This is a genomic window from Hyphomicrobium sp. (assembly GCF_041659645.1).
GTDB lineage: Bacteria > Pseudomonadota > Alphaproteobacteria > Rhizobiales > Hyphomicrobiaceae > Hyphomicrobium_B.
On the sequence record NZ_JBAZXX010000002.1, the window covers coordinates 628,151 to 652,992 of the forward strand.

Below are 24,842 nucleotides of genomic sequence, written 5' to 3' on the forward strand. Positions count from 1 at the left end.
TTAGACCCTCTCAAGCCAGCTCTCGAAAACCTCGATGCGCAAACCGTCTTTTGGCGACCCAGCATAATCGGGCCAAAGCTCGGTCATCGGAAACGCGATCCGGTAATAGTGCCGCCTCGAACCCGCGTTGCGGCCGTAGCCCTCTTCTTCGTTGTCGACGAAGGCCGGCTCGATCACGGCCTCAACGCCCCCGAGCTTTTTTCGAAGGTAACGCGGGACCCGATAATGTCCGATGGGAGCCCTGTCGGCGACGCGGACCCGGTCGCCAATCTTGAAGACTGGCTGCTCACCGAACGCGGTTACGATATGTAAACTCTTCTCTGAAGGTTGCGCCGCCATCGCTACTCCTTACTCGTCCGCATCATGCGTCTTGTCGCTGTCATTTCGCGGCAATGTTTCGATCAAGGAAATCATGGATCAAGGGGATCATTTCATCGGCCTTGTCCTCAAGCGCGAAATGGCCAGTGTCCAGGAGATGAAACTCGACCTTGGGCAAATCCCGTTTGTAGGGATAGGCGCCATCGGCTGGGAAGATCGTATCGTTCTTGCCCCAAACGATCAGCGCCGGTGGTTGTCGCTCGCGGAAGAATTCCTGAAACTTCGGATAGAGCGGCACATTCGTCCCATAATCAAGGAACAGATCGAGTTGGATGTCCTTGTTGCCTGGGCGATCGAGGAGCGGCTGATCGTGGCCCCAATTGTCCGGGTCGATGCGGGTGACGTCGCTGACGCCGTCCGTATATTGGAATTTCGTGGTTTCGGGTTTCACGAGAAAGCTCAGCGCCTCGCGGTGGGCATCGGAGCCGTCGGCCCAATAAGCCTTGATGGGATCCCAGAACTTTTTGAGACCTTCCTCGTAGGCGTTGCCGTTCTGGATGACGAGAGCCGTGACGCGCTCCGGATGCTTGATCGCCAGCCGGTAACCGACAGGCGCCCCGTAATCCATCAGATATAGCGCGTATTGCTTGACGCCGAGCTTATCGACCAGCCCATCCATGAGATCGGCATAGTGGGCGAACGTGTAGGCGAACTGCTTGTGGTCGGGAGCAGCGCTTTCGCCGAACCCCGGATAATCCGGCGCGATGACGTGATAGCGGTCGGCGAGCGCCGGGATGAGGTTGCGAAACATGTGTGACGACGTTGGAAAGCCATGCAGCAGCAGGACGACCGGGGCGTCGGCTGGGCCAGCTTCGCGATAGAAGATGCTGACGCCGTCGATGTCGGCCGTGCGGTAGTGCGTGACGGGTATGTCCGCCGCTTTCGCCATCCCGACCCCGATCAGAAGGGCCGACAACGTCATCCAGATTCGGATATGCCACGCGCGCACAAGCATAATGCGTCTCCTTATCGGTTTTGAACCGAGCGCGGCTTAGACGCCCTCGTAGACCAGCCGTGTGAAAAAGTCCGGGTCGATAACGAAATTGCCGTACTTGCCGTCGAACGCCGCCGTCGGCTTAGCCGCGACCGTCTCTTCCTTCGATCGGCCCCGCTTCTTGAGCGCGGCAATGTTCTCGCGAACAGCAACGAGCATGTCGCGCCATTCTTTTAGCTCGGCTCTGTTACTTACAGGCGGACCGTGACCGGGGATAATGATGGTCTTGTCAGTGGCGACCGCGAGATTGGCATCGCAAGCCGCAATCGTGCCATCGATGCTGCCGCCCGTGGAATAGTCGATGAAGGGATAGATGCCGTTCCAGAACGTGTCCGCGACGTGCAGCACATCGGCTTCGGCGAAATGCACGGAAATATCGCTGTCCGTATGTGCCGGTCCATAATACTTGAGCCCGATGGTCGAGCCGTTGAGCTTCAGCGTCCGGTCGGTCGCGAAGACGTCTTCGGGAATGCCGCCCGGAGCGAGGGCCAAAAAATTATAATCCCATTCTTCGACGCGCTGGACCTGCGACAGATATTTACGCGTGTTTTCGTGGGCGATGATTTTAGCGCCCTCGGCGTGTAGCCACTCGTTGCCGTCGGCGTGGTCGAAGTGCCAGTGCGTATTAATGAGATGTGTGACGGGATCAGCGCCGAGACTTGTGAGCGCTTTGATCATCTGCGGCTGCGATACCCTAATGCCGGCATCGATAAGAACTTTCCCGTCGGGTCCGGTCAGCACGGCGACATTGCCGCCCGAGCCTTCCAGAGCGCTGACGTTGCCGCGGAGCTTATGAACGGTGATCGGGGTGACGGCGGCGCTGTCCTTGATCAGACTAACGAGGCCGCGTGCCTCGGCGTAGGCCGCGCGCGGACTCAACCATCCTGACAATCCCGCTTGCGCCGCCCCGATGCAGCACATACAGAAACCGCGCCTCGATAATTGATGCGCTGACACAGTTCCGCTCCTCGCGCAATCCGACCGCCGCAACGTGTTCCATTTTTAGATTTGCGGATAATCAGTCACGTCAGTATGTTAGCATCGCAGTGATTATAATCAGTCGCAATTGAATTTTTGGCAATGGATTATTTTCGAAATGTTGCTTTCAAAAAACGGATAGCGCGCCTCGGCCTAACCCGCTTTAGCGGATTTGCCATCCTTTCCGGAACAGTCGGTCATTTTTGAAAAAAGGACTCATTGCTTAGCAAGTTTCGGATACGACGCATCTGTTCGAATAAAAGCCTGCAATCGAAGACCCCGCACACTTTTTGACGGAAGCGGTAACCGGACGTGGCTCAATTCAAAGCAACTCATGGCAATGTTGATGTCGTGATTAACGCAATCCCATTAGTCTGGCTTTCCCCGATGCGCCGTGGTGAATCTCAACCTGAGTAGGCTGACGAGCTGCGGAATCGCATGATCGCAAGCGCGAGGAACAATCCGCCAATCAACGCAACCGCAAGAAATCTCGGCCATACGACATCGATGCCGGCGCCCCGATAGAGAATGGCCTGCGCAAACGAAACGAAATGCGTCGAAGGCGACGCCTGCATTATTGTTCGCAGAAACGGCGGCATACTTTCGAGCGGCGTGTTCGCGCCGGACAGCATATTCAGCGGTAGGGCAACCAGAATATAAAGCAGCCCGAGTTGCGGCATGGTCCGGGCGATGGTCGCAAGAAAAATGCCAACGGCCGTGGCGAAAAACAAGTAGATCATCACACCGCACATAAAGAGCGGCACCGACCCGGCGATGGGGATGCCGAGGAGCTTCTGCACAATAAATATCAGCGATAGGCCGACCGCGCCGGTAATTACGACCGCATTCGCCCAGACTTTCGACATGGCGATTTCGAACGGCGTCAGTGGCATCGCCAAGAGATGATCCATCGTACCGTGCTCTCGCTCGCGCACGACCGCCGCCCCGGCCAGAATGATGGCGAGCATCGTCACAGAATTGATGATGCCCATGACTGACGTGAACCACGCCGTCGTCACGTTAGGATTGAACGCGATGCGCGTCGAAAGCGTGACCGCGGGTGCTGGGACATCTTCCAGACGTGCCACAAAATTATTGATCTCGGTTGAGATGATCTGCTGCGCGTAGCCCGTGCCGATACCAGCCTGCACCATAGCCGTTGCGTCGACCGCGACTTGCAGCGCCGGATTTCTGCCTCCGAGGACGTCGCGCTCGAATCGCGGAGGAATATCGATGACGAACGTGTATTTTCCGGTATTCATGAGTTGATCGACGTCGCGCTCCTGAACATATTCCGGCGTCTTGAAATACGGGGGCAGGAACGCAGCCGCGATACGGCGCGAAAGCTCCGAATGATCTTCATCGACGATTGCGATCGACGCATTGTGCAGCTCCTGCGAGTTGCTTTGCGCCTGCGCCATAATCGCGAGCGAAAAGGAATAGACCACGAAGCCCAGCAGCACCCAGTCGCGGAAGAAGCTGCGCAGTTCCTTCGTGCCGAGCCAATAAATGTTTTGAAGCGTGCGCATGGCTTCATGTCTCCTGTTTACGAAGCAGAAGAAGACTGAGGATCGTCAGCGCGGGCACGAACAGCGCTAGCATGAGAATGTGGTGGAAGAGATCGACAAAGCCGAGGCCCTTCGTGAACGCCCCGACACTGATCGGAAGAAAGTACGTCATCGGAAACAGCCGGCCCATCACGGCACCGAAACCCGTAATGGAAGAGACCGGCGTCAGCATGCCGGAGAACATCGTGGCGGGCAGCACGGTAAGAATAGCCGTTCCGAAAAGCGCGGCGATCTGCGTCCGCGTGAACGACGAAATGAGCATGCCGTATCCTGTCGTCGCAGTGACGTAGAGCAGCGCACCAAGCGAAAGTGCTAAGAAGCTTCCCCTGAGCGGCACATTGAAGACAAAGATTGCCATAAGGAACAACATGAGGAAATTCAGCATGGCGACGGCGACGTAAGGCACTTGCTTGCCGAGCAGGAATTCGACGCGCGTCACGGGCGTCACGTAAAGATTGGTGATCGAGCCGAGCTCTTTTTCTCTCACGATGGCAAGCGCCATCAGGATCGCCGGAATCAGCGCGAGTTGCATCGCGATCGTTGACGGCACCATCGCGTAGATACTGTCGAAATCCTGATTATAACGGTAACGGACCTCGATATCCGCAGGCACGGCGGCGGTCGAAATTGCGCCGTGACCGCGAATGGCAGGGTCACTGAGGAACTGTTGGTGAACGCCTTGGAGGTATCCGCGAATGGTCTCCGCGCGGAACGGCATCGCTCCATCGATCCAGACGCCGACCTCGGTCGGACGGCCGCGTCGGATATCCCGCCCGAAGCCCGGTGGAATTTCGATCGTGGCATTGACCTTTCCACTCTTGAGCCGGTCCTGCAATTCGGACGCGTCTTTCAATGGCGATTGCTCGACGAAGTAAGCCGACCCCCTGAGCTCGCCGAGATACGAACGGCTTTCGAAACTATTGTCGCGATCGAGAGCGGCGAACGACAGCGAGTTGACGTCAGTGGTGATGCCGAAGCCGATGATGAGCATCAAGAATGCCGTACCGGCGAGTGCAAAGCCCAACCGGATTGGATCGCGCAGAAGCTCGAGAGATTCCCGAATCGTGTAGGCGAACATTCGGCGTGCGGAGAAAACGCTGGATACAGCAGTGGCTTCTCCTCCATGATCGCTTTGTATCGGGGCGCGCGGACCAACATCCGCGGCCTGCGCGCCGCTCGCCGATTTCGCCGCTTCTTCCAGATATCCGATGAATGCCTCTTCCAGCGAGACCGCCCCTCGCGCGGCAACGAGGCCGCCGGGCTTGTCCAGCGCCAACACCTTTCCCGCATTCATAAGCGCCACCCGATCGCACCGCGCGGCTTCGTTCATGAAGTGGGTAGAGACGAAGATGGTGACGCCATTCTTGCGCGAGAGGTCGATCAGCAATTCCCAGAAATTGTCCCGCGCGATGGGGTCGACGCCGGACGTCGGTTCGTCGAGAATGAGAACTTCGGGCTTATGTACGACCGCGACGGCCAGGGATAGCCGTTGACGAATTCCGAGTGGCAAGCCTTCCGCGAGCTGATCCGCGTAGCGCAAAAGGTCGAAGCGCTGGAGCAGATACTTTATGCGCTCGTCCATTTCGTCGGGCGGCAAATGAAAGAGGCGGGCGTGAAGCTCAAGGTTCTGCTGCACAGTGAGTTCGGTATAGAGAGAGAATGCCTGCGACATGTATCCGACCCGCATCCGGGAGTTTATGTCGCTTGCATCGATGGCCCGGCCGAGCAGCGTGGCATTGCCATCGGTCGATGGCAGCAACCCCGTCAGCATTTTCATCGTCGTGCTTTTTCCGCAGCCGTTCGAGCCGAGAAATCCGAAAATCTCACCGCGCTCGATGTCGAAGCTCACATGGTCGACCGCGGTGAAATCTCCGAAACGCCGGGTCAGATTGCGGGCGGAAATGACCGGTTTATCGCCAGTATCGACTCGCGGCGGAATTTCGAGCGCATGATGGCCGGCCTTCTGAGAGTCCGGCAGAAGCGCGATGAAGGCCTCCTCGATCGTCTTGGATGAGGTTTTTTCCTTGAGGTCATCAGGCGATCCGGCAGCTAGAATCTTTCCCGCATTCATCGCGACCAACCAATCGAACTGCTCGGCTTCCTCCATGTAGGCGGTCGCGACCACCACACTCATGCCGATCCGCCGTTCGCGCATGCGTGCGATCAGTTCCCAGAACTGCCGCCGCGATAGGGGATCGACGCCCGTCGTCGGCTCATCAAGGATCAGGAGATCGGGATCATGAATGAGCGAGCAGCAAAGCCCGAGCTTCTGCCGCATGCCGCCTGAAAGGTTCTTCGCTTGCCGGCCCGCGAATGGCGTAAGGCCGGTGCTTTGCAGGAGATCCGCGATGCGAGCCTCACGCTCTCCGCGCCCCTGCCCGAAGAGTCGCGCGAAGAACTCGATATTCTCGCGCACGCTGAGATCGGGATAGAGGTTCTTGCCCAAACCTTGCGGCATGTATGCGACCCGCGGGCAGATCGTTTCGCGGTCACGGGCCTTCGCCATGTCCACGCCAAGCACGGTGACCGAACCCGTTTGAATATGCCGCGCGCCGGCAATGAGCGAAAGAAGAGACGATTTTCCAACACCATCGGGGCCGATCAGACCGACGACGCAAGCTTTCGGGAAGCTCAAGCTGACGTCATCGAGAGCCAAGACGCTCCCATATTTCTGCGTCACGTTTTTAAGGCGGGCGGCGCAGTCGGCGCGGGCATCTCTCACGGCTTGACCTGCAGGCGTGCGGGCCACTCGACCTTGGGATCGGTGCGCACATAAGCCATTCCCGGCAATCCGCTACGAATAGAATCCCCATGTGCCTTGGATCGATCGGGATCGATGCGGACACGAATCCGGAACATCAGCTTGTCGCGCTCCGTCTGCGTCTCGACCATCTTAGGCGTGAACTGCGCCTGATCAGCGATGAAGGTAACTTTCGCCGGAATGGGGTTATCGGGATAGGCGTCGAGAACGAGCCGCGCGTCATCACCGATTTTCACTCGTCCGGCCTGAAGCGTCGGCAAGTAGACGTCCATATAGACGTAACCGATGTCGAGCATGGTGAAGACCCTGCCGCCAGCAGGAAGCACCTCGCCGGTATTTGCGATCCGATAAGCTATGCGGCCATCGCGAGGTGCGACGAGCGTGTTGTCTGCAATGTTCACGCGATAGAGTTCGGAATCGTGTTTGGCCGCGTCGAGTGCGTGCTCGGCTTCCGTTATTCGTTCTTGCGCCGCCAATTCGCCAGCTTTCGCTCCCTCAAGCGCTTGCTGGCGTTGGTCATAAACTTCTTTCGTCACCCATCCATCTATGAGCAGCGATTTCGCCCGGTCGATCTGTTGCTGGGCGAGAACAACCTGCGAATGCGCTTGATCGGCGTTAGCGCGCGCTTCGGCAATCGCTCTTTTTGCAGACTCAGCTTGCGATTCGGACTTCTTCAAGGAAGCGTCGAGATCGCGCGTATCCATAACCGCAACGACCTGGCCGCCCGTCACTCTGTCGCCTTCGTCGACGCGCAACTCAAGAATGCGTCCCGCGAACTTCGTCGCGATGTCTATCGGATCGGCTTCTATCCGGCCGTTGCCCGCTGCAATGCCGATCGGAAGTGCGGGAGCTTGATGCAGCCACCAATAGAGCCCTCCACCCGCGCCGCCCGCGATGATCAAAAGCGCGAGCCCGACTCGTCTCCAGCTGATTGATTTCCTTACCGCACTGTCTGGCAAAGCCGCCGGCAGCTGGTCGCCGTCCGACGTGGCGATCGGCTGCGATGGCGCTACTACGACGTCCTTCGACGGCAGGACGACCTGGCCGTCAACATCGCTGCTCTGCTTCATCTGCTTTGGCCCTTCGGGAATGGAGAACTCTCGCGGCCACCCTAGCGCCCGGCATGCATGCAGCTTTGCCTGGGCTGCGGCCGGTCGCTGTTTAACCCTTATGAGAGGGCAACATCGTTCAGTCCGCGCACTAGGGCTTTGATGTGGCGCAACATTCCAACGTTGTTCCGATGCCACTTTACCTGACACCGGATATCGCCGTTTTCGCCCACGCGGGCCCCAGGAGAATACTTCCGTGCGCCAGTTGAAGTTGAGCAGGGCATTTACTCTGATCGAGCCAGGCCCTGTGGTTCTTGTCACGACGCACGACGTGGGCAAGAGCAACATCATGACCATTTCGTGGACCATGGTGCTAGACTTTACCCCAGTGTTCGCCATTACCACGGGGGATTGGAACTACTCCTTCACCGCCTTGCGAAAGACCGGTGAGTGCGTGATCGCCATTCCCGCTGTCGACCTGCTTGATCGAGTCGTTGGGATTGGAACGTGCTCCGGTGCCGACACCGACAAGTTCGCGAAGTTCGGCCTGACGGCTGTCGCCGGCAAGATCGTCAAGGCGCCCTTGATCGCGGAGTGCGTGGCCAACATCGAGTGCAAGGTCGTCGACGTCGTCTCCAATCACAGCATTGTCGTGCTTGAAGCTGTTGCGGCCCACATTGACGCCACGCGAAAAGAGAAGCGCACTATTCACGCCGTCGGCGACGGCACGTTCGTCGTCGATGGGCGTAAATTCGACCGCAAGAAGATGATGGCCTCGAAACTGCCGCCGGGCCTCTAGGCGCAGGCGAACCGCTGGCGCGAGGGCACGTATTCGAGCTTCCTCAACCCAAAGATCCGCAGTCCCGGCGTCCCGGCATCATCGTCGGTTTGCCGCCCGGACCAGGCTCTTCTCCGGCGAGCATGATCCACCAGAGCGCGGGGAAATCGTTTCCTCAGTCTACGAGGCCGGGCGGTGCTTCTTCTTATGAGAGAATTTTGATACGGGCTTATTTGCGCCGTTTGATTTCGACGAACCGGGATGCGGCCCAGCGCCCTTGGAATGCGGTCTCGTTGCGTCACCCTTGCGATGGGAATGGGCGCCGGCTTTCTCTTTGTTTCGATCTCGCCATGGCATCTTTGCGCGTGGATCCGTTTGAGGATTGAGCGAGGTTGTGCCTTTGCCCTCGTTGTCTTTCCGCTGCCGGGCAGCGTCGTATTTTCGCGCCGGCGGCGCGTGGGTCGGATTGTCCCCTGCCCCAGCATCGTCCCCCATGGTGGCGCCGATGCGCGAGATCCGCCCCTCGTTGGGCTTCATGGAGCGCGCGGCATCCGCGTACTTGTCTGCGAATTCGGCGGCGATTTGGAAGCGCGTGTCGCGGTCGAAGATCTTGATCGAACCGACCTCGGCCTTCGTCACATCGCCGGCGCGGCAGAGAAGCGGCAGCAGCCAGCGGGGATCGGCGTTGCGCTCGCGGCCGATATCGACCCGGAACCACACCATCTCGCGGCCATGATCCCGAACGGGGCGCGTGGAGCGGCTTTCGCTCGGACGCGTGCTCGCGCGCTCGTCCCGGTCTTGCGACACATGACTGCGTACATGCCTATGCTCGACCCGCTCCCGTGGCACTCGCGCACGGTCATCGCGTCGCGGCGGCGGGCCGGTGTCCTCTGTCAGATCTTCGGGCGCTGGAAGCTGGGCACGGTGGATACGGATGAGGGCGAGAGAAATCTCTTCCGCCGTGCGACTGGCCTGGAGGGATTGCGCAAGCTTCTTATCTTCCTCGGTCGCGGGATCGGTGAAGATCGAACTGGCTAGAAAGCGCTCTTGATCGCGTGCCCGAATCTCCTCGGCGGTCGGTGCCGGTCCCCATGTGACCTTGAGCTTGGCACCGGCGAGCAGAGCATCGGCTTTGCGCCGGCGATTGAAGGGAACAATCAACACACACAGGCCCTTGTTGCCGGCCCGGCCGGTGCGACCCGAACGGTGAAGGAGCGTCTCGGCATCGTTGGGCAGATCGGCGTGAATGACGAGCGCGAGAGCCGGCAAGTCGAGCCCGCGCGCCGCCACATCGGTCGCGACGAGAACACGGGCGCGGCCATCACGCAGCGCTTGCAGCGCATGCGTGCGCTCCTGCTGTGTCAGCTCTCCCGAAAGGGCCACGGCGGAGAAGCCTCGTTCCAACAAGCGGGCGTGCGTCCGCTTCACGGCTTCGCGCGTCGAGCAGAACACAAGTGCGGCGCCGGCCTCATGAAACCGCAGTACGTTGACGATCGCGTTTTCAGTGTCACCGGGCACGACGCGAATGGCGCGATAGTCGATGTCAGCGTGCTGCTCGTTGCGCTTTGCCGTCTCGATGCGCACGGCGTCGCGTTGGTAGCGCCGCGCCAGCGCTTCGATCTCGCGCGGCATGGTGGCCGAGAACAGGAGTGTCTGGCGAGTTTCAGGGGTTGCGTCGAGAATGAATTCCAGATCCTCGCGGAACCCGAGATCGAGCATCTCGTCGGCCTCGTCGAGCACAACGGCTGCGAGCTTCGTCAGGTTAAGCCGCCGCCGCTCCAAATGGTCACGCAGGCGTCCGGGCGTGCCGACCACGATATGGGCGCCGGAGCTGAGTTCGCGTGCTTCCGCACGCGCGTCCATGCCGCCGACGCAAGCTACGATACGTGCCCCCGTGTCGGCATAGAGCCAGTCGAGTTCGCGCTGGACCTGCATGGCAAGTTCACGCGTGGGCGCGATGATCAGGGCCAACGGTTCCGCAGCTTGCGGTAGACGGTCCGCTTCTCCGAGCAACGTCGGGGCGATGGCAAGTCCGAAGGCCACCGTTTTCCCGGAGCCCGTCTGGGCCGAGACCAGCAAATCGCGCCCCACCGTCTCAGGCTCGAGAACGGCGAGTTGCACGGCTGTCGGGACCGAGTAGCCGCGCGCCACGAGGGCGCGTCCGAGCGCGGAATGAGCCGACGGGAAGGTCATGATAGGAAAGACTTTTCGAATGGAGGAAGCCCGCCGGGCTCTATTCGAGTGGCAGGCGCACGTCGCCAGGATTATCGTGATTTTGCACACCTAGCCGGTATTCGGCGTCGCCGCTAGCAGCCATGTTGGCGCGCTTCGCATGTTGGTTAGTTTGCGCCAAACTTTGGATATATAATTTTTCGGCTGGAAGGTCCCGATAGCGGCCTCTTGACGGCGTGACTGCACTCGCCTGGGCCAATCACAGCCTATGACCGCTTTCAATGATGTGCGGACCTTTTTCGGGCGAACCTCCGCAAAAAAAGCCGCTGATGCGATCTGGCTAGGCCGAGGCCCCCGCCCTGCTCATCGGTGCCGGTGGCAATTGACGACCAGAAGCCGATGCTTCGGAAGCCGCGAGGATTTCTAGCGCGCGGAACCAAGGTGAAACATGCCGCCGATTGCTGGAAAAATGAGGTTCAAATACAGCGAGCGCGCGACCGAATTGATATGAGCGAGGTTCGACTCTACGTCCCTTGAGAGTTTGTCGATGGCGTCCTTTTGATAAGCAGGATCGCTCGAATTTTCATATTCAGGAATTCTTGCCCAATTTGGAACGGTGTCGCGTGTTGCTTCGACATGGCCTTGCAGACCATAGGCGCGGTCACCGTAGCGAAAGGCTTGCACGCGGCAGGCCGCGGAACTCGCGAGAAGATCGCTACCTTCCGACAGCGCAGTCACTTCCGCGCCATGCCATTGCAATACCTTGTACGGGTCCGGGAGCGTCCCAAAGACTCGATCGCGCCTGCCTAATTCTGTTTTTGAATTTGCGAAGACGCCGATTTCCGGCGTCTTGGCCGGAGCGACTTTGCCGCCAACTGCTTCCGCGAGCAATTGATGGCCGAGGCAAATACCCAGAAACGGCCGGCGCATTTCGACGACGAATTTCCGAATGGCGGCCTTCTCGCGTTTCAGCCAGGGATACTCATTTTCCTGCCAGACATCCTGAGGCCCCCCCATCACCAGCATGAAATCGAACGCTTCAAGATTGGGTATTTCCTGCTCACGATCGAATTCGACGGTGTGTGTTGCGAACCCATCATCTCGGAAGAGATCGCGAAACGAGCCGGGGTTCTCAGCGGCGGCATGTTGAAACACGAGGATGCTCACGTGCTGCTCTTCCTCACTTGCGCGTCAGGTGGCGAACGGCGTTGGATCGAGAAAACGCAGCAAGACATTTTCTGTGATTTGCGAGACGTTGTTTCGATAGTTGTTGTGCGAAAGGCTACCTGCCCAGGCAATGGACCCGACGGAAAAAACCGCGCCGTCATTGGGCATCGTGAAGAAAACGATATCGGCGCGCGCTAACACGTTCTCTTCCGCTCCAAGACCCGGGGCCGTTTCTAAAAATTCCTCGGGCACGATAAGATATGTGTTCGTATGGTTTTCCGAGCGGGCCAAAATATAGGCGTTGGATGGTGTGCCGACATCTGCTCCCGACCGATCGACTTCAAGCCCAGCGGCACCGCCTCCGATCAAGCCGAAATCGCCGATCTTTTCATCTCCGACGCCCTCGAAGACGAATCGAACCTCAGGCTTGTAACTGTCTGGGAGCCGCTTGTAGTAACTAGAAATATCGAAACCCTGCGCGGCGAAGCCGACGCCGACGAGGCCATGTGGTGGACGTCCCAAGCGCGACCAGAGCCCGCCTTGGCGGCGATCGAAGCTCTGATAGTACTCGCCAGGCGCCGCCGGCCATGCACGAACCCCGCTTTCCGTGCGGCGCAGCTCGACGATGCCGGGGTAGTCGGGATGATAGGCTACGCGCCAATACCATCCATCGCCGCCGAGATACATGATGCGGCCGCCGCGTTGACGAAAGGCGTCGAACGCATCCCACATTTCCGTCGACCAGTATTCCGGATGCGTGCCGGAGATCAGAACTTTGTATGGCGCGAGAAGTTGATAGCCTCGGTCGTGCAGTTCATCGTCCGTCAGCACATCATAATTGAAGTTCTTGGCTTCGAGCCAATCGGTGATGTGCGTATCGGCGGGAAACTGCCAGAGCTTGGATCCTCCGAATCCACCGAGCGTGCCTTGCCGCTTGGGCCGCATATTGACGAGAGGGCGCAGGCGCGAAGAGTAGCAGATGCCGCTACCATCCGAATGCGCGTCGTAGAGCGAGCCACCGTATTCGACGTGGTCGTTGAGGAAGATCTCGTGCGGATTGATGACGTTCAAGATATCGTTCAGCAGTTCCGCGCCGCCGCCATCCATGCCGAGGCGGTCGTTCCCGTAGGCCATGTAGCTCGCGGTCGGCAGCAGGAGCGCGATCTCGCTTTCCTTGTCCGGCTCGGGACCGATGGTGAACCAGATATGCTCCTCGTCGTCATCCGAGCGCAGACGGGCAGCGTAGATCCCGCTCTTGAGGGCTGCGGGTATCGTCAAGGAAAAGTCTGCGTCCCACCCGGCATCGTAGACGTCATCGTCGTGGAAATGGATGGCACCCCATTGGCTGGGGTCCTCGTTATAATTCATGATTTCGCCGGACCAATTCCGTCCTGTCATGGCACGCGCGGGAAAGTTGACGACGTTACCATGGAGCCGATTGACGGAGATGTCGTAGGCAGTCTGCGAGTCCATCTTGCGAGAGAAATCCCACTGGCCCACGATATCGAGGATCAGCCGTTGGGGAATCTGATCGATAAGAGCTTCGCAATCGAACATGCCCAACGCTCGAGAGGTGAGCCGAGGGCCGTCGATCTTGCCGTTGTAATAGAAATCAAGGCCTGAATGCGTGGGCGCCGCCATCGCTGCGAAGACGAGAGCGGACTTGTTCTTCGCCATTCGGACGACACTCGTCTTCTCGATCGTTCCGCCATCGGCGATTTCGGGAACCGGAATGAGCGGAAGCTGATAGACGAGAATCGTACCGGTTGTTGCGTCATACGCCGCACCGACGCGGTACCAGCGCTTAAGCTGGAGCACCCGCTGCACCGACACGCGCTCTATTGCGCCTTTGCCGTCGCCGATTTCGAGGGCGATCGAGCCTTGCTCGTCAATGATGAGGGCGAAACCCGAATTGTCTTTCGCCGACCATTTCGAAATCAGCCCCTGCTTGCCTTTTTGCGGCGTCGTCGGCCAGATGAACGCCTGCACGGTAAAGCTTTCCAGCCTGCTCAGAGGCCTTGCGTCAGGTACCGTTACGTACGACCCGGCATGAATGTGCTGCTTACGCCCCTGATATTCGCCGTTAATTTCCGAGGCAATCTCTTCCTCTTTGTAGCCCGGACCTTTGGGGTTATCGTCGGCGCAGATGATGCGCACGAGATGGGCACGGTAGGTGATTGGGGTTTCGCAGCTCACCATGAATTTCACGGTATCGCAAGGGTGCGCGTAAATTCGATCCGGGTAGCCGGTGATCGTCAGCATTCCGTTAGGCCCCCGCTTCCGCAGGGATTGCCAGTTCCCGGCCTGTTACGTCTCTCCAGCGGCGGCGAAAAACGTCGCGCTCGGCCTCCTCAAGGCACGCGTAAAAGGCATCGAGTCGTGTCAGAGGCTTTCCGCGCTCACCGCTGAGCCGCGCAAGCTGCCATTGTTCGTGAGGCTTGACCGTCACCAGCACATACTTGTCCTTCAGAGGCTCACCCCGGAACACATGCAAGACCCTCTGAAGGCCGGGACTATGATGTCCGACCGGCTTTTTCATAAATTCGGCTGCGAAGGGAAGATCTCGAATTGGATCTACGCGATAGATCGATGGCGGGGGCATTGGCGATCTTCCGTTTCGGCGGTGAAGGTCACGGCGACCAATTCGAATGATTGCCAGCCGTCCCCAACTTAGCGCCTGCGCAACACCCTAACTTGACCGCTGTGCTTCTGTTTTTGATACCCTGTTGGGTTGTGGCAACGATCGCTCCGAAGTTTCGCGCTCTCGCCGAAGCCTTTCAGCCGGGTCGCCGCCTCCAGCTACGCGACGCGGGAGGCCATCGACCTTTGAAGTTGCCTTTCGATTTCTCCCTCAGCTTCCGAAGCTACTTTCTCAATTCGGTCCTTCACGCTCTGGCTGATGAGCACTCCGTTCTCAAAATCACTTTCCACCGCATAAACGGTATTCGGGAGAGTTTGGGCGCGAAAGAATGAGAAGAGCGGACGGAACTGATGCTCAAGAACGAGGGCATAGTGCAAACTTCCGCCGGTCGCGGTAAGTAACACTGGCTTGCCGATAAGAGCGTGCGGATCGATTAAATCGAAGAAGTGCTTAAACAGTCCAGTGTACGCGGCCTTATAGATTGGAGATCCGACGATCAAAAGATCCGCGGACGCGACAGCGGAGAAAAGTGATGTCAATTTTGGATCGGCATCGCTTGTCGTGGTCAATTGAGCGATTTGACTTCCAACCTCCGCTAAGTCGATTTTTATTGTTTCGATACGCCTGAGCTTCCGAAGCGCATCCGCGACAGCGTCCGTCAAGGTGCGCGTCTTCGATGGAGTTTTCCAACTTCCACTGACAACAACCACTTTGGCCACAGTCACAGTGCTAGTGAAGTCCGAATTGCCGGGAAGGATCATGCTCTCGCTCTGAAGGTCGTTGTGGAAAGGGATAGAAAAGCGCCGCTCGCGAGCCTTTTCGAGCCGTAACGGACTGCGCAGGAGCGACGCGCAAATAATTCCAGCCGTGGTTCAAGCGCATATACTTTTTTGTTCTATGCTAATCATCGAATTTGTGGTCTTCAGCGATATCGTTCCGATGCCGACACCCCCTTCTGAGCCATGCTGACAAAAAAAGGAAAATACGGGCTGAAAGGTGCGACGACTGCGTCGATGAAGATGTCTGCGCTGTTCGGTTGACTATGCTCAACGTTCGCAATGCGATCTCGGACGTTCTAGATAGCCAAACTCTCGCAGACCTCCGGGATCTACCGCGCCAGCGGAAGCTGCGACGTGTTGCTCGCCGCTAAGGCTTGCCTGCTTCTATCCCCTCGACAAGGCGTTCGATCCCGACGACCGCCGGATCATCATTTGCGATATTCGGCAGGTCTTCAGTGAAGTTGATCTGGAAACCTACGGCACCGCAGAATGAGCGAACGGCTTCCGCGAAATAATCGAGATCCGGAGATTGTTAGATTACATAACGGAACTTCTCGGTTAGCATTTAGGCCAGCTGAGGAGGAACGGGATGCTGCGGCGTGTCCACTTTTCAAAAGGGCTTTGAATGAACACGGGCGCACCTGAGAAATCCCAAGCCGATGCGGCAAGCGCCGATGGGCTTCATCTCACAGCGTGGGAGCGCGAAGCCTTAAAAGAGCTTGTCCAGTATCCTTTGACGGAAGCCATCTTTCAGCGCCGCTCTCGCCGTTTCTTTCGCGGCGCTGAAATTCCTGACGGGACGCTCAAATTCAAATCTCGCTTCAAACCGGAACCTCTATCGGAATTGGAGCGGCTTCTACTCGTCACGACAGTCGCCGGGAAAACAGGGTGGCATGAAAGTGTCACGCGGCATGATCGCTATGCTCCGCATCTCTCGAATTATCCAGGCGCGGCGGGCGGGCGGACATTTCCTTCGGCTGCGGGCTTTCATACGGCCGAAGTCTTCTTCACGGACGACAGCGGCACATATATTTTCGAGACGCGAGATACACCTGTTCCTGTTGAACGGGACGACAACGGCGGTGTCGAGCTAGAGCGACTTCTGGCGGCGCATAAATCGCAAATCCATAAGCTCTCGGACAAGCGCATCCATATCCCGAATCGCGAGCCGTACATGGAGGGGCACAACACTTGGGTCGGAAACGCACCCGGTTCTCTGCTGATTTTTCCGACCGGAGATTTGGCTCAACACGTTCTTCTCAACATTGCGTTCTACGCGCAGAACGGCTTCACAATTTACGACGACATCAACAAGCGTAAAATTCCCGGGATCGAGGAATTCAAAGACATCGTCGACGTCGAAAATCCCTATCCGCTGTCCTTCCTCGATCAGTATTCGTTAGCGGAACTATCCGCGGAACTCGCAATCGGACCATTCGCGGGCCAATTGCTCTTGCAAGCGCTTGGGCTTGGCGGATGGATCTACGACGGCATCGACCGTCTTACGATTCTTGGCGCCAGCGGCGATCCGGACGTTCCCGGGCTCGGCTTCCGCTACGATTCCGATCCGAGATGGCCGCAGCCCAATCCGACTGGTCTCGAAGGTGTGTTCACCGCATTCACACCGCCGCATTACAAAGATATGTACGAGGCGGTGGAGGCGCTCGTTCAGCGCAAATTCGGGGCCGGCGGCCCATTCAATCCGGAAACACCGGGCCCGTGGAAAGATAGCCCGGCAGTACGAGCAAGTGCGCAACTTCACGACGAACGCTTCAAGCGGCTCATCGCACTGCAAGCGCAATATATGTACGGTACGTTTGGAAAATTTCCGGCGACGATCCCGTCGATATACATTCTGATGTACCTGCAGGCTCACCACATCGACACCGAGTACTATGATGCGCTTTTCAAGCCAGGCGCTTACCTGCCTACGCATGTGCACCACCATGCACGGTGGCACGGCGGCGATCCTCAATCATAAGGCTACTCGACCAAGGTTTTGCCCGGTCCGATCGGCTCAGTCTTGGACTTGATGTCGATGGGACGGGGGCTCTCATAGATCGTCGAGGCGATGCAGCACACGACATGTTTGCGGCTGGGCCGTTGACGCGCGGAGCCTTCTGGGAAATTACTGGCATTCCCGACATTCGCGCGCAGTGTACGCAACTTGCGGAGAGATTGACGCAACCCTTCCTTACGCCCCAAGCACCTGCAAATATTCATGCGGCATCGAAACGCTCCGACATTACCCGTTAGTCGGAGTTTCGATCGCTGTCGGCAGATTTTATGGCATCCTCGGTAATCTCAGGATTGCAATGCTCGATAAAGCGATACGCGTACCGGCGCAGCAGTCGTCCTCGACGCACCGCAATGCTTGAGGTGCTCGGTCGAAAAATTCGCGGAGCATCGAGCTTCACAAGCTTCCTATCGTAATCGCGGTCGTACGCCATCGACGCAATGATACCAACACCCATCCCCAATTCCGCGTAGGCTTTGATCACGTCGGCGTCTAGAGCCGTAATTGAAATGTCTGGTGTCAAACCCGCCGCTTCAAAAGCTTCATCGATGCGCCTGCGCCCCGTCAGCCCATCGTCATACGTAATAATGGGCCATTCCGCGATGGCGGACAGAGTAAGAGATTTCTCTTTGGTCAGCGGATGCCCGCGCGGGACGACAATCGAATGATGCCACGTGTGATAGGGAAACGTGATAATTCCGGGATGATCGTCAAGCGTATCCGTAGCGATCGCGATATCCGCGTCGCTTTCGAGCAGAATAGTCGGAAGGTCCTTGGGGCTCGACTGTTGAAGATTGAGCCGTACGCCGGGAAACGCCGCTTTGAACCTCGCGATAACGGGCGGCAGCGTATATCGCGCTTGCGTGTGCGTTGTTGCGACTCTCAGCAGCCCCTCATCGCCCTGGGAGAAATCCGCCACGACACGTGCGAGATTTTCCGCATCGACGAGCATGCGTTCCACCAGTTTTACGACTTCCTTTCCCGGCTCCGTGAGACCGAGCAACCGCTTTCCATGACGTACAAAAATTTCGACACCGAGTTTCTCCTCGAGATCGCGGATATGTTTGCTGACGCCCGATTGCGACGTGAACAAAACATTGGCTGCTTCGGTTAGATTGAACCGGTGCCGCCCGGTTTCGCGAATGATCCTGAGCTGCTGAAAATTCATTAGGGAAATGGCCTCTGGCTTCGCGGCTGACGAGGTCAGACATCCGGCATGTTCACAGAATATCCGCCTTTGCAGAGTCGGTAATGAACAAATTCTTCTTTGCTTATGAAGACTGATGCTTAGGCCGTGCTCCGCTATCTAAGCTTGTAAATTTTTATTCGTTTGCTTGCAGCAGCGGTTTTGGAACATTGCAGCGCAGAAGAATTTTGAAATCAGGACATCTCCCTATGATCACTCGACGTGTTGCTACCGGACTTGGCGTGGCCACGGTTCTTTTTTCGATGGCTCCCGCAGCATCCGCCGCCGAAACGACCATTCTCAATGCGTCCTATGACGTCTCACGCGAGCTTTATAAGGATGTCGACCCTGCGTTCACGGCGGACTGGAAGAAAAAGACAGGCGAGGATGTAACGGTAAAGCAATCGCATGGCGGATCGACCAAGCAAGCGCAAGCCGTGGCCGAGGGTCTCGAGGCCGACGTCGTCACGCTCAACCAGCCTACAGACCTGGACTTCCTCGCGAAGAAGGGCGTGATCAGCGCCGACTGGCGCAAGCAATTTCCACACGCAGCCGCGCCCTACACGACCACCAGCATCTTTCTTGTAAGAAAGGGCAATCCCAAAGGGATTAAAGACTGGGATGACCTGGCCAAGTCGGGCGTTTCAGTCGTCGTTCCGAACCCTAAGACATCGGGAAATGGGCGCTATACCTACCTGGCTGCGTGGGGTTACGCGAAAGAGAAGTTCGGATCGGATGATAAGGCTCGCGAGTTTGTAGCGAAGCTTTTCGCCAACGTTCCGGTTTTTGATGGTGGCGGTCGCGGCGCGACCACGACCTTCACACAGCGCGGTATTGGCGATGTCCTCGTGTCGTTCGAGAACGAAGCAGCCCTCATCAAAGCGGAAGTGGACGGAAGCAATTTCGATATCGTCTACCCGTCGCTGAGCATTGAAGCAGCGCCGCCGGTCGCGGTTGTTCAGCAGGTAGCCGAGAAGCGAAAAACCGAAAAGCTCGCCAAGGCTTACCTCGATTTTCTTTATTCCGACGACGCACAGAAGATCATCGCAAAGCATCATTTCCGCCCGCAGAACGCGGAAATTCTCAAAGAGGCGCACCTGCCGGAAATCCGGACCTTTAACGTCGAAGACAAGATCGGTCCCTGGGCGGAGGTGCAGAAGATCCATTTCTCTGATGGGGGCATCTACGACCAGATCACGACGAAGCAGAACTGAAATTTGCAGACCGACACTGCGGCAGCGGATGTGAATGTGCCCAACGATCTAACCGTCAACATCGAGAACGAGATTAGCTTCGGCGACCGTGGCACCTCGCAATGGGATATCGAGACAATCGTCTCGGAATTGCGGAATGCGCGGCGTCGAAGTCCTCGCGTGACGACTGCCGGCAATCGCCGTGCCCCGATACCATCTCCGGAATTGCTTCAGCAGGTAGTGACTAGGCTTTATGCATCGCTGTTTCCGCGCCACGCCGGTGCTGTCGATCACAGCGAGGAAGGGCTCGCGTTTTTCGTCGGCAGCACGTTGAACGAAGCTCTGCTCCTTTTAGTCGAGCAAATCAGGCGCGAGCATGGTTTCGTGGATCCTTCGCGAAGGGAAGACGATAGCAAACCTCGACCAGCTGAAGCGATCGTTGCAGATTTTGCTCGGAGGCTCCCTAGCATCTACACACTTTTAGAGGCCGATATTCGGGCAGCATATGATGGCGATCCATCGGCTCGCAGCACGGAGGAGGTGCTCCTCAGTTTTCCCGGGGTGAAAGCGATTATCTACCACCGCATTGCGCACGCGTTGCATGCCTTGGGCGCCCCCATCGTCGCCCGCATTATCGCAGAACTCGCGCATTCTCAGACCGGTATCGACATTCATCCCGGCGCGGAAATCGGCGGAAGTTTCTTCGTTGATCACGGCACCGGTGTCGTTATGGGCGAGACAGTGATCATCGGTGAGCGCGTACGAATCTATCAGGCAGTGACATTGGGAGCGAAGCGGTTCTCCGTCGATGAGCAGGGCGCGCTCGTCAAAGGCGAACCCCGCCATCCGGTCGTTGAAGACGACGTCGTGATTTACGCGGGCGCGACCATCCTGGGGCGGATCACCATCGGACGCGGCTCATCGATCGGTGGGAACGTATGGCTGACGCGGAGCGTGCCGCCTTGGAGCACGATCGTGCAAGCGCAGGCGCGCAGCGAAACCTTCGACAACGGCGCCGGTATATAATTCTAATATAACGTCGTTGACGCGTTTATTACTTCTGTGAATAAGCATATATGAAGAATTTAATTCTCCATTTTAGCAGACGATAGGTAGGCTATGGCAGACGCAGTTCAAACAGCCTTGGGTGATATCGCCGCCCGGCAATTGGCCAACGCGACGAAAACGGTCCCGCAAATGTCGAGCATCACGCCGCGATGGCTGGTGCATTTTCTCAGCTGGGTTCCGGTCGAGGCGGGCATTTACCGTGTGAACAAAGTCAAGGATGCCGACAGCGTTGAAGTTGCATGCTCGTTGCGCGACGAGCGCGTTCTGCCGCAGACCTTTGTCGATTACGTCGACAATCCACGCGAGTATTTGCTGAGCGCTGTACAGACCGTTCTCGACATCCACACGCGCGTTTCCGATCTCTACAGCGTTCCGCATAATCAAATCAAAGAGCAGCTGCGATTGATTATCGAAACGGTGAAGGAACGTCAGGAAAGCGAACTTCTCAATAATAAAGAGTACGGCATCATTCCGAGCGCTGCGGCCTCGCAGAAAATGAAGACACGTAGCGGCGCGCCGACGCCGGACGATCTCGACGAGCTCATTACGAGGGTCTGGAAGGAGCCGGCGTTCTTTCTTGCCCACCCACAGGCGATCGCCGCTTTCGGTCGCGAATGCACGCGTCGCGGCGTTCCGCCGCCGACGGTCACGTTGTTCGGCTCGCCCTTCCTCACGTGGCGGGGAATTCCGCTGGTCCCATCGGATAAGATCGAGGTGAAGGCGGGCAAGACGAACATTCTTTTGATCCGGACGGGCGAAGCCAAGCAGGGCGTCGTCGGACTGTTCCAACCGGGCCTTCCCGGCGAGCTGTCGAAAGGCCTTTCCGTTCGCTTCATGGGCATCAACGATCAGGCGATCGCATCGTATCTCGTGTCGCTCTATTGCTCGCTCGCAATCCTCACGGACGACGCCGTAGGTGTTCTCGAGAACGTGGATGTGACGAAGTATCATGCCTATAGCTGATCTCGGACGTAGCGCGAGCCTCGACGGGCTCGCTGCTGCCGCGCTCGGTCAAGGCGATGGTGCTCGGCCGCCCGCAGGGTTGCCCGACGTCGCGACGTTGACCAAGCTCGCGAATGAGTTGTTCGCCGCGCTGCCGGGACAATCGGTTCCCTATCCGGCGGGGCCGTCGAATAGTGGCTTCGGCGCGTCGCCGACGGACGTCGGCGGCAGCGCAACTCCGCATATCGCGGCAGCTGCGGTTTCGCCCGCACCCGTTCCCGGCGCGACGTCGATCGCCGGTTCTTCGCCATCGAACGTCCCGTCGTTGGACCAGGGGGTACTCGTGGGGTTGATCGGAGGAGGCGGGCAGGTCGCACCGTCGTCGCTACCCATCGACTCTGGCACCCAGGGCATTGCAGCGCCTGCGGCATCTGCCGAGTCGATGCCGACGCGAGATGTTTCTGTGGTCGATCTCGCGAGCGTTAATGCCCTACTCGGAACACCGACGGGCTCTCTTCCTGCGAGCGTCGACGCTGGTCCGTCTCTTTCCGGCCATGGGGCGTCGAAAGGCATTCCTGCGCGCCCGGAAACCACGAGTTCCGCGAACGCGATTCCCGGTGTTGATCGATCATCGCCTCCGCAACCGCCAGCCGCGACGCCGCCGCCGCAAATCCTCAATGACCACACGGGCATTGAAGCGCCGCGCTCGGCCGGAACCGATTACAATCTCGATCTTATCGGGATTCCCTTTGAGGCGGAGCTAAGGTCGTTGCTCGCGCCGCTTGCAGCCGATCCGGTGAGTGCATTCTTAGGCGAGACGGGATCGTCATTCTATTTTCTCAACTCGACGCCAGTTCCTACGGGCAAAGACGTGAACCTAGACGGCGCCACCGCACCGACATCCGCACCTGCGGGCGGGCGCGGCCTCGACGTCGATGCTGTCCGACGCGACTTCCCGATCCTCAACGAGACCGTCAACGGGCGTCCGCTGATATGGTTCGACAATGCCGCAACGACACAAAAACCTCGGTCAGTCATCGAGCGGCTTAAATATTTCTACGAGCATGAAAACTCCAATATTCACCGCGCAGCCCACGAGTTGGCAGCGCGAGCAACCGACGCCTATGAAGGGGCGCGCAATAAAGTTGCGCGGTTCCTAAACGCGGGATCGGCAGAAGAAATCATCTTCACGCGCGGAACGACGGAATCGATCAATCTCGTCGCTGCAACATTTGGTCGGCAGCATATCGGACCCGGTGATGAGATCGTCATTACGCATCTCGAGCACCATGCGAACATCGTCCCCTGGCAGCAACTCTGCCTCGAGAAGGGGGCTAAGCTCCGCGTTGCGCCGGTCGACGATTTCGGCGCGCTGCTCCTTGATGAATTCGGCAAGCTGTTAAACGCTCGCACGAAGCTTGTCGCATTCACGCAGGTCTCAAACGCTCTCGGCACGATCACACCTGCGAAGACGATCATAGAAATGGCGCATCGCGTCGGTGCCCGGGTGCTCGTCGATGGCGCGCAGTCGGTCTCGCATATGAAAGTCGACGTGCAGGACCTCGATGCCGACTTCCTAGTCTTCTCGGGCCACAAGCTCTTTGCGCCGACCGGTATAGGCGTCGTCTACGGGAAGAAAGATCTCATGGACTCGCTTCCGCCCTATCAAACCGGCGGCAACATGATCCGCGACGTGACGTTCGAGAGGACAGAGTTCCATAAGTCGCCGCAAAGATTCGAAGCCGGCACGGGCAATATCGCCGATGCGGTCGGCCTCGGCGCCGCGATCGATTATGTCGAGCGGCTCGGCCTGCATAATATCGCGGACTACGAGCACCATCTTCTCGTCTACGCGACCGAACGGCTCAAGAAAATTCCGGGTTTGCGCATCATTGGAACGGCGCCGGAAAAAGCGAGCGTCATTTCGCTGACTCTCAAAGGCATCCCAAGCGAAGAGGTTGGTTCACGGCTCAATAAATATGGAATAGCCGTCCGCTCCGGCCATCACTGCGCCCAGCCGATCCTGCGCCGCTTCGGCCAGGAGACGACGGTGCGGCCGTCGTTCGCATTCTACAATACCTGCGAAGAGATCGACGTGCTGGTCGGCGCGCTCAAGGATATCCGGGCAGAAATTTCAATGCCTCAGCTTTAAGCGCCTAACTTGCGCTTCGGCATGCCAGCCCCGCGGATAGCCAAGCTCGTGCATGAACTCGTTGACACGAAGGGTGCTCCGCGTCGACGGCGTTGAGCATCCGGCACTTTCTCCAGTCGCGGGCTCGATCCCGGTCGTCCGCCGGGCTGGCGGCGCGCGCTAATTAAACTGATCAACGACTCTGTTAGGAATCTTCGGCGCTATTTGCGTTCCGTAGTCGCCGCCAAATTTTCTGCCCTGCTGATCGAACGCGGCCCATAAGATGCCGCGGATATACAGGCCAACTACGTCCTCGGATTTGCTCCATTTGATGGAGACGTCGGATGCGCCAAAATCCGCGCTCGCCGAATTGACGTATATGACTCCGGAACCCTGCGTTCCGCTCGCTTTCTTCAAGTCGAATAGAAAAAAGTAGCCGTCATCGCCATCGCATTCAAAGACGCCCGCAAGGTCTCCAAGAGAGCGCACGGAACTTTCGAATATGTCCTTCTCCATGGTGCTTGCTCCTGGTTGCCTGCCGCTTCAATTCAGGACCGCCGACTTGCTTGCCGGATTGGCTTGAGATTCGAGTTCGGAAATTCTCTTACGCTGTGCGCGATCCTTTTCGAACCACCGCGTATCGTCGCGAATGACGGCCGCGATGCCGGAAACCTTGTTGTCAGCCGAATGGAGCAGAGCGACCGTGAATGCGATCGAGAAGGAACGCCCGGCTTTGTCGACCGCAGGAACCTGCAGCACCTCCGTGCCGTAGCGTGTGACGCCGGTCCCCATGGTCTTGTCGTAGCCCTCCCAGTGCCGTTGGCGCAGCCGCTCCGGGATCATGATGTCTAGAGACTTGCCGAGCGCTTCGGCCTCGGTATAGCCGAACATCCGTTCGGCCGCCTTGTTCCACAACGTGATCGCACCGTTGACGTCGCTGACGACAACAGCATCGCCCACCGCCGAAACGAGTTCGCTGAGATCAACCGTCGTTTGCATATTCGGTCTCCTCAATCGGAAACAGAACTTGGGAAAAATGC

At 58.0% G+C, this 24,842-nt stretch carries 20 protein-coding genes; 6 read left to right on the plus strand and 14 right to left on the minus strand.

Annotated elements, in window-relative coordinates:
* The 6 genes from WC811_RS08050 to WC811_RS08075 all read right to left on the minus strand — a co-directional run bounded on the left by WC811_RS08050 (nucleotide 1) and on the right by WC811_RS08075 (nucleotide 7,749).
* Nucleotides 1-339, minus strand: a complete 339-nt coding sequence (locus WC811_RS08050; protein WP_372642827.1) for an SH3-like domain-containing protein — start codon at nucleotides 337-339, stop codon at nucleotides 1-3.
* Between the two features lie 40 nt (nucleotides 340-379).
* On the minus strand, nucleotides 380-1,267 hold the full coding sequence (locus WC811_RS08055) for an alpha/beta fold hydrolase (RefSeq protein WP_372643706.1): 888 nt from the start codon (nucleotides 1,265-1,267) through the stop codon (nucleotides 380-382).
* A 102-nt stretch (nucleotides 1,268-1,369) separates the two neighbouring features.
* Nucleotides 1,370-2,293 (minus strand): MBL fold metallo-hydrolase, encoded by a 924-nt coding sequence (locus WC811_RS08060; RefSeq protein WP_372643709.1) that lies wholly within the window; start codon nucleotides 2,291-2,293, stop codon nucleotides 1,370-1,372.
* A 461-nt stretch (nucleotides 2,294-2,754) separates the two neighbouring features.
* A complete protein-coding gene (locus WC811_RS08065; RefSeq protein ID WP_372642829.1) occupies nucleotides 2,755-3,879 on the minus strand; it encodes an ABC transporter permease in 1,125 nt (374 codons plus the stop codon).
* 4 nt (nucleotides 3,880-3,883) lie between these two features.
* Nucleotides 3,884-6,640, minus strand: coding sequence for a ribosome-associated ATPase/putative transporter RbbA (gene rbbA, locus WC811_RS08070; RefSeq protein WP_372642831.1), 2,757 nt, complete (start codon nucleotides 6,638-6,640; stop codon nucleotides 3,884-3,886).
* Nucleotides 6,637-7,749, minus strand: a complete 1,113-nt coding sequence (locus WC811_RS08075; protein WP_372642833.1) for an HlyD family secretion protein — start codon at nucleotides 7,747-7,749, stop codon at nucleotides 6,637-6,639. The genes rbbA and WC811_RS08075 overlap by 4 nt, the downstream gene beginning before the upstream one ends.
* Before the next feature lie 235 nt (nucleotides 7,750-7,984).
* Between WC811_RS08075 and WC811_RS08080 the strand changes: the two genes are divergently transcribed.
* Nucleotides 7,985-8,527 (plus strand): flavin reductase family protein, encoded by a 543-nt coding sequence (locus tag WC811_RS08080; RefSeq protein WP_372642835.1) that lies wholly within the window; start codon nucleotides 7,985-7,987, stop codon nucleotides 8,525-8,527.
* A 159-nt stretch (nucleotides 8,528-8,686) separates the two neighbouring features.
* Here the strand turns inward: WC811_RS08080 and WC811_RS08085 are convergent, their stop codons facing one another.
* The 5 genes from WC811_RS08085 to WC811_RS08105 all read right to left on the minus strand — a co-directional run bounded on the left by WC811_RS08085 (nucleotide 8,687) and on the right by WC811_RS08105 (nucleotide 15,247).
* A complete protein-coding gene (locus WC811_RS08085) occupies nucleotides 8,687-10,699 on the minus strand; it encodes a DEAD/DEAH box helicase (protein WP_372642837.1) in 2,013 nt (670 codons plus the stop codon).
* 402 nt (nucleotides 10,700-11,101) lie between these two features.
* Nucleotides 11,102-11,845, minus strand: a complete 744-nt coding sequence (locus tag WC811_RS08090; protein WP_372642839.1) for a type 1 glutamine amidotransferase — start codon at nucleotides 11,843-11,845, stop codon at nucleotides 11,102-11,104.
* Nucleotides 11,846-11,869: 24 nt separating this feature from the next.
* Nucleotides 11,870-14,107, minus strand: coding sequence for a N,N-dimethylformamidase beta subunit family domain-containing protein (locus WC811_RS08095; protein WP_372642841.1), 2,238 nt, complete (start codon nucleotides 14,105-14,107; stop codon nucleotides 11,870-11,872).
* Between the two features lie 4 nt (nucleotides 14,108-14,111).
* Nucleotides 14,112-14,447 (minus strand): hypothetical protein, encoded by a 336-nt coding sequence (locus tag WC811_RS08100; protein ID WP_372642843.1) that lies wholly within the window; start codon nucleotides 14,445-14,447, stop codon nucleotides 14,112-14,114.
* A gap of 197 nt (nucleotides 14,448-14,644) precedes the next feature.
* The gene (locus WC811_RS08105) at nucleotides 14,645-15,247 is read right to left on the minus strand and encodes an NAD(P)H-dependent oxidoreductase (RefSeq protein ID WP_372642845.1); all 603 of its coding nucleotides are present in this window, start codon (nucleotides 15,245-15,247) and stop codon (nucleotides 14,645-14,647) included.
* A gap of 643 nt (nucleotides 15,248-15,890) precedes the next feature.
* On the opposite strand from WC811_RS08105, the gene WC811_RS08110 reads away from it, so the two are divergent.
* On the plus strand, nucleotides 15,891-17,246 hold the full coding sequence (locus WC811_RS08110; protein WP_372642848.1) for a hypothetical protein: 1,356 nt from the start codon (nucleotides 15,891-15,893) through the stop codon (nucleotides 17,244-17,246).
* A gap of 271 nt (nucleotides 17,247-17,517) precedes the next feature.
* Here WC811_RS08110 and WC811_RS08115 read toward each other — a convergent pair whose 3' ends face one another.
* Nucleotides 17,518-18,450 (minus strand): CysB family HTH-type transcriptional regulator, encoded by a 933-nt coding sequence (locus WC811_RS08115; protein ID WP_372642850.1) that lies wholly within the window; start codon nucleotides 18,448-18,450, stop codon nucleotides 17,518-17,520.
* Between the two features lie 227 nt (nucleotides 18,451-18,677).
* On the opposite strand from WC811_RS08115, the gene WC811_RS08120 reads away from it, so the two are divergent.
* The 4 genes from WC811_RS08120 to WC811_RS08135 all read left to right on the plus strand — a co-directional run bounded on the left by WC811_RS08120 (nucleotide 18,678) and on the right by WC811_RS08135 (nucleotide 23,823).
* A complete protein-coding gene (locus WC811_RS08120; protein ID WP_372642853.1) occupies nucleotides 18,678-19,682 on the plus strand; it encodes a sulfate ABC transporter substrate-binding protein in 1,005 nt (334 codons plus the stop codon).
* A 72-nt stretch (nucleotides 19,683-19,754) separates the two neighbouring features.
* A complete protein-coding gene (gene epsC, locus WC811_RS08125) occupies nucleotides 19,755-20,687 on the plus strand; it encodes a serine O-acetyltransferase EpsC (protein WP_372643712.1) in 933 nt (310 codons plus the stop codon).
* Nucleotides 20,688-20,780: 93 nt separating this feature from the next.
* A complete protein-coding gene (locus tag WC811_RS08130) occupies nucleotides 20,781-21,692 on the plus strand; it encodes a family 2A encapsulin nanocompartment shell protein (protein ID WP_372642855.1) in 912 nt (303 codons plus the stop codon).
* Nucleotides 21,679-23,823 (plus strand): family 2A encapsulin nanocompartment cargo protein cysteine desulfurase, encoded by a 2,145-nt coding sequence (locus WC811_RS08135; RefSeq protein WP_372642857.1) that lies wholly within the window; start codon nucleotides 21,679-21,681, stop codon nucleotides 23,821-23,823. The genes WC811_RS08130 and WC811_RS08135 overlap by 14 nt, the downstream gene beginning before the upstream one ends.
* Before the next feature lie 159 nt (nucleotides 23,824-23,982).
* Here the strand turns inward: WC811_RS08135 and WC811_RS08140 are convergent, their stop codons facing one another.
* The gene (locus WC811_RS08140) at nucleotides 23,983-24,318 is read right to left on the minus strand and encodes a DUF2251 domain-containing protein (RefSeq protein WP_372642859.1); all 336 of its coding nucleotides are present in this window, start codon (nucleotides 24,316-24,318) and stop codon (nucleotides 23,983-23,985) included.
* A gap of 27 nt (nucleotides 24,319-24,345) precedes the next feature.
* Nucleotides 24,346-24,801 carry a PAS domain-containing protein gene (locus tag WC811_RS08145; protein ID WP_372642861.1) on the minus strand — a complete coding sequence of 152 codons (456 nt, stop codon included), beginning with the start codon at nucleotides 24,799-24,801 and terminating at the stop codon, nucleotides 24,346-24,348.
* Nucleotides 24,802-24,842 lie beyond the last annotated feature (41 nt).

Excerpts from the sequence above, each read along its gene's own strand:
- WC811_RS08140 (WP_372642859.1), bottom strand. The coding sequence starts at position 24,318 with ATGGAGAAGGACATATTCGAAAGTTCCGTGCGCTCTCTTGGAGACCTT.
- WC811_RS08130 (WP_372642855.1), top strand. The coding sequence starts at position 20,781 with ATGGCAGACGCAGTTCAAACAGCCTTGGGTGATATCGCCGCCCGGCAA.
- WC811_RS08110 (WP_372642848.1), top strand. The coding sequence starts at position 15,891 with ATGAACACGGGCGCACCTGAGAAATCCCAAGCCGATGCGGCAAGCGCC.
- WC811_RS08055 (WP_372643706.1), bottom strand. The coding sequence starts at position 1,267 with ATGGCGAAAGCGGCGGACATACCCGTCACGCACTACCGCACGGCCGAC.
- WC811_RS08105 (WP_372642845.1), bottom strand. The coding sequence starts at position 15,247 with ATGATCCTTCCCGGCAATTCGGACTTCACTAGCACTGTGACTGTGGCC.
- WC811_RS08060 (WP_372643709.1), bottom strand. The coding sequence starts at position 2,293 with ATGTGCTGCATCGGGGCGGCGCAAGCGGGATTGTCAGGATGGTTGAGT.
- WC811_RS08115 (WP_372642850.1), bottom strand. The coding sequence starts at position 18,450 with ATGAATTTTCAGCAGCTCAGGATCATTCGCGAAACCGGGCGGCACCGG.
- WC811_RS08075 (WP_372642833.1), bottom strand. The coding sequence starts at position 7,749 with ATGAAGCAGAGCAGCGATGTTGACGGCCAGGTCGTCCTGCCGTCGAAG.
- WC811_RS08135 (WP_372642857.1), top strand. The coding sequence starts at position 21,679 with ATGCCTATAGCTGATCTCGGACGTAGCGCGAGCCTCGACGGGCTCGCT.
- WC811_RS08120 (WP_372642853.1), top strand. The coding sequence starts at position 18,678 with ATGATCACTCGACGTGTTGCTACCGGACTTGGCGTGGCCACGGTTCTT.
- WC811_RS08065 (WP_372642829.1), bottom strand. The coding sequence starts at position 3,879 with ATGCGCACGCTTCAAAACATTTATTGGCTCGGCACGAAGGAACTGCGC.
- WC811_RS08145 (WP_372642861.1), bottom strand. The coding sequence starts at position 24,801 with ATGCAAACGACGGTTGATCTCAGCGAACTCGTTTCGGCGGTGGGCGAT.
- WC811_RS08085 (WP_372642837.1), bottom strand. The coding sequence starts at position 10,699 with ATGACCTTCCCGTCGGCTCATTCCGCGCTCGGACGCGCCCTCGTGGCG.
- WC811_RS08100 (WP_372642843.1), bottom strand. The coding sequence starts at position 14,447 with ATGCCCCCGCCATCGATCTATCGCGTAGATCCAATTCGAGATCTTCCC.
- WC811_RS08050 (WP_372642827.1), bottom strand. The coding sequence starts at position 339 with ATGGCGGCGCAACCTTCAGAGAAGAGTTTACATATCGTAACCGCGTTC.
- WC811_RS08095 (WP_372642841.1), bottom strand. The coding sequence starts at position 14,107 with ATGCTGACGATCACCGGCTACCCGGATCGAATTTACGCGCACCCTTGC.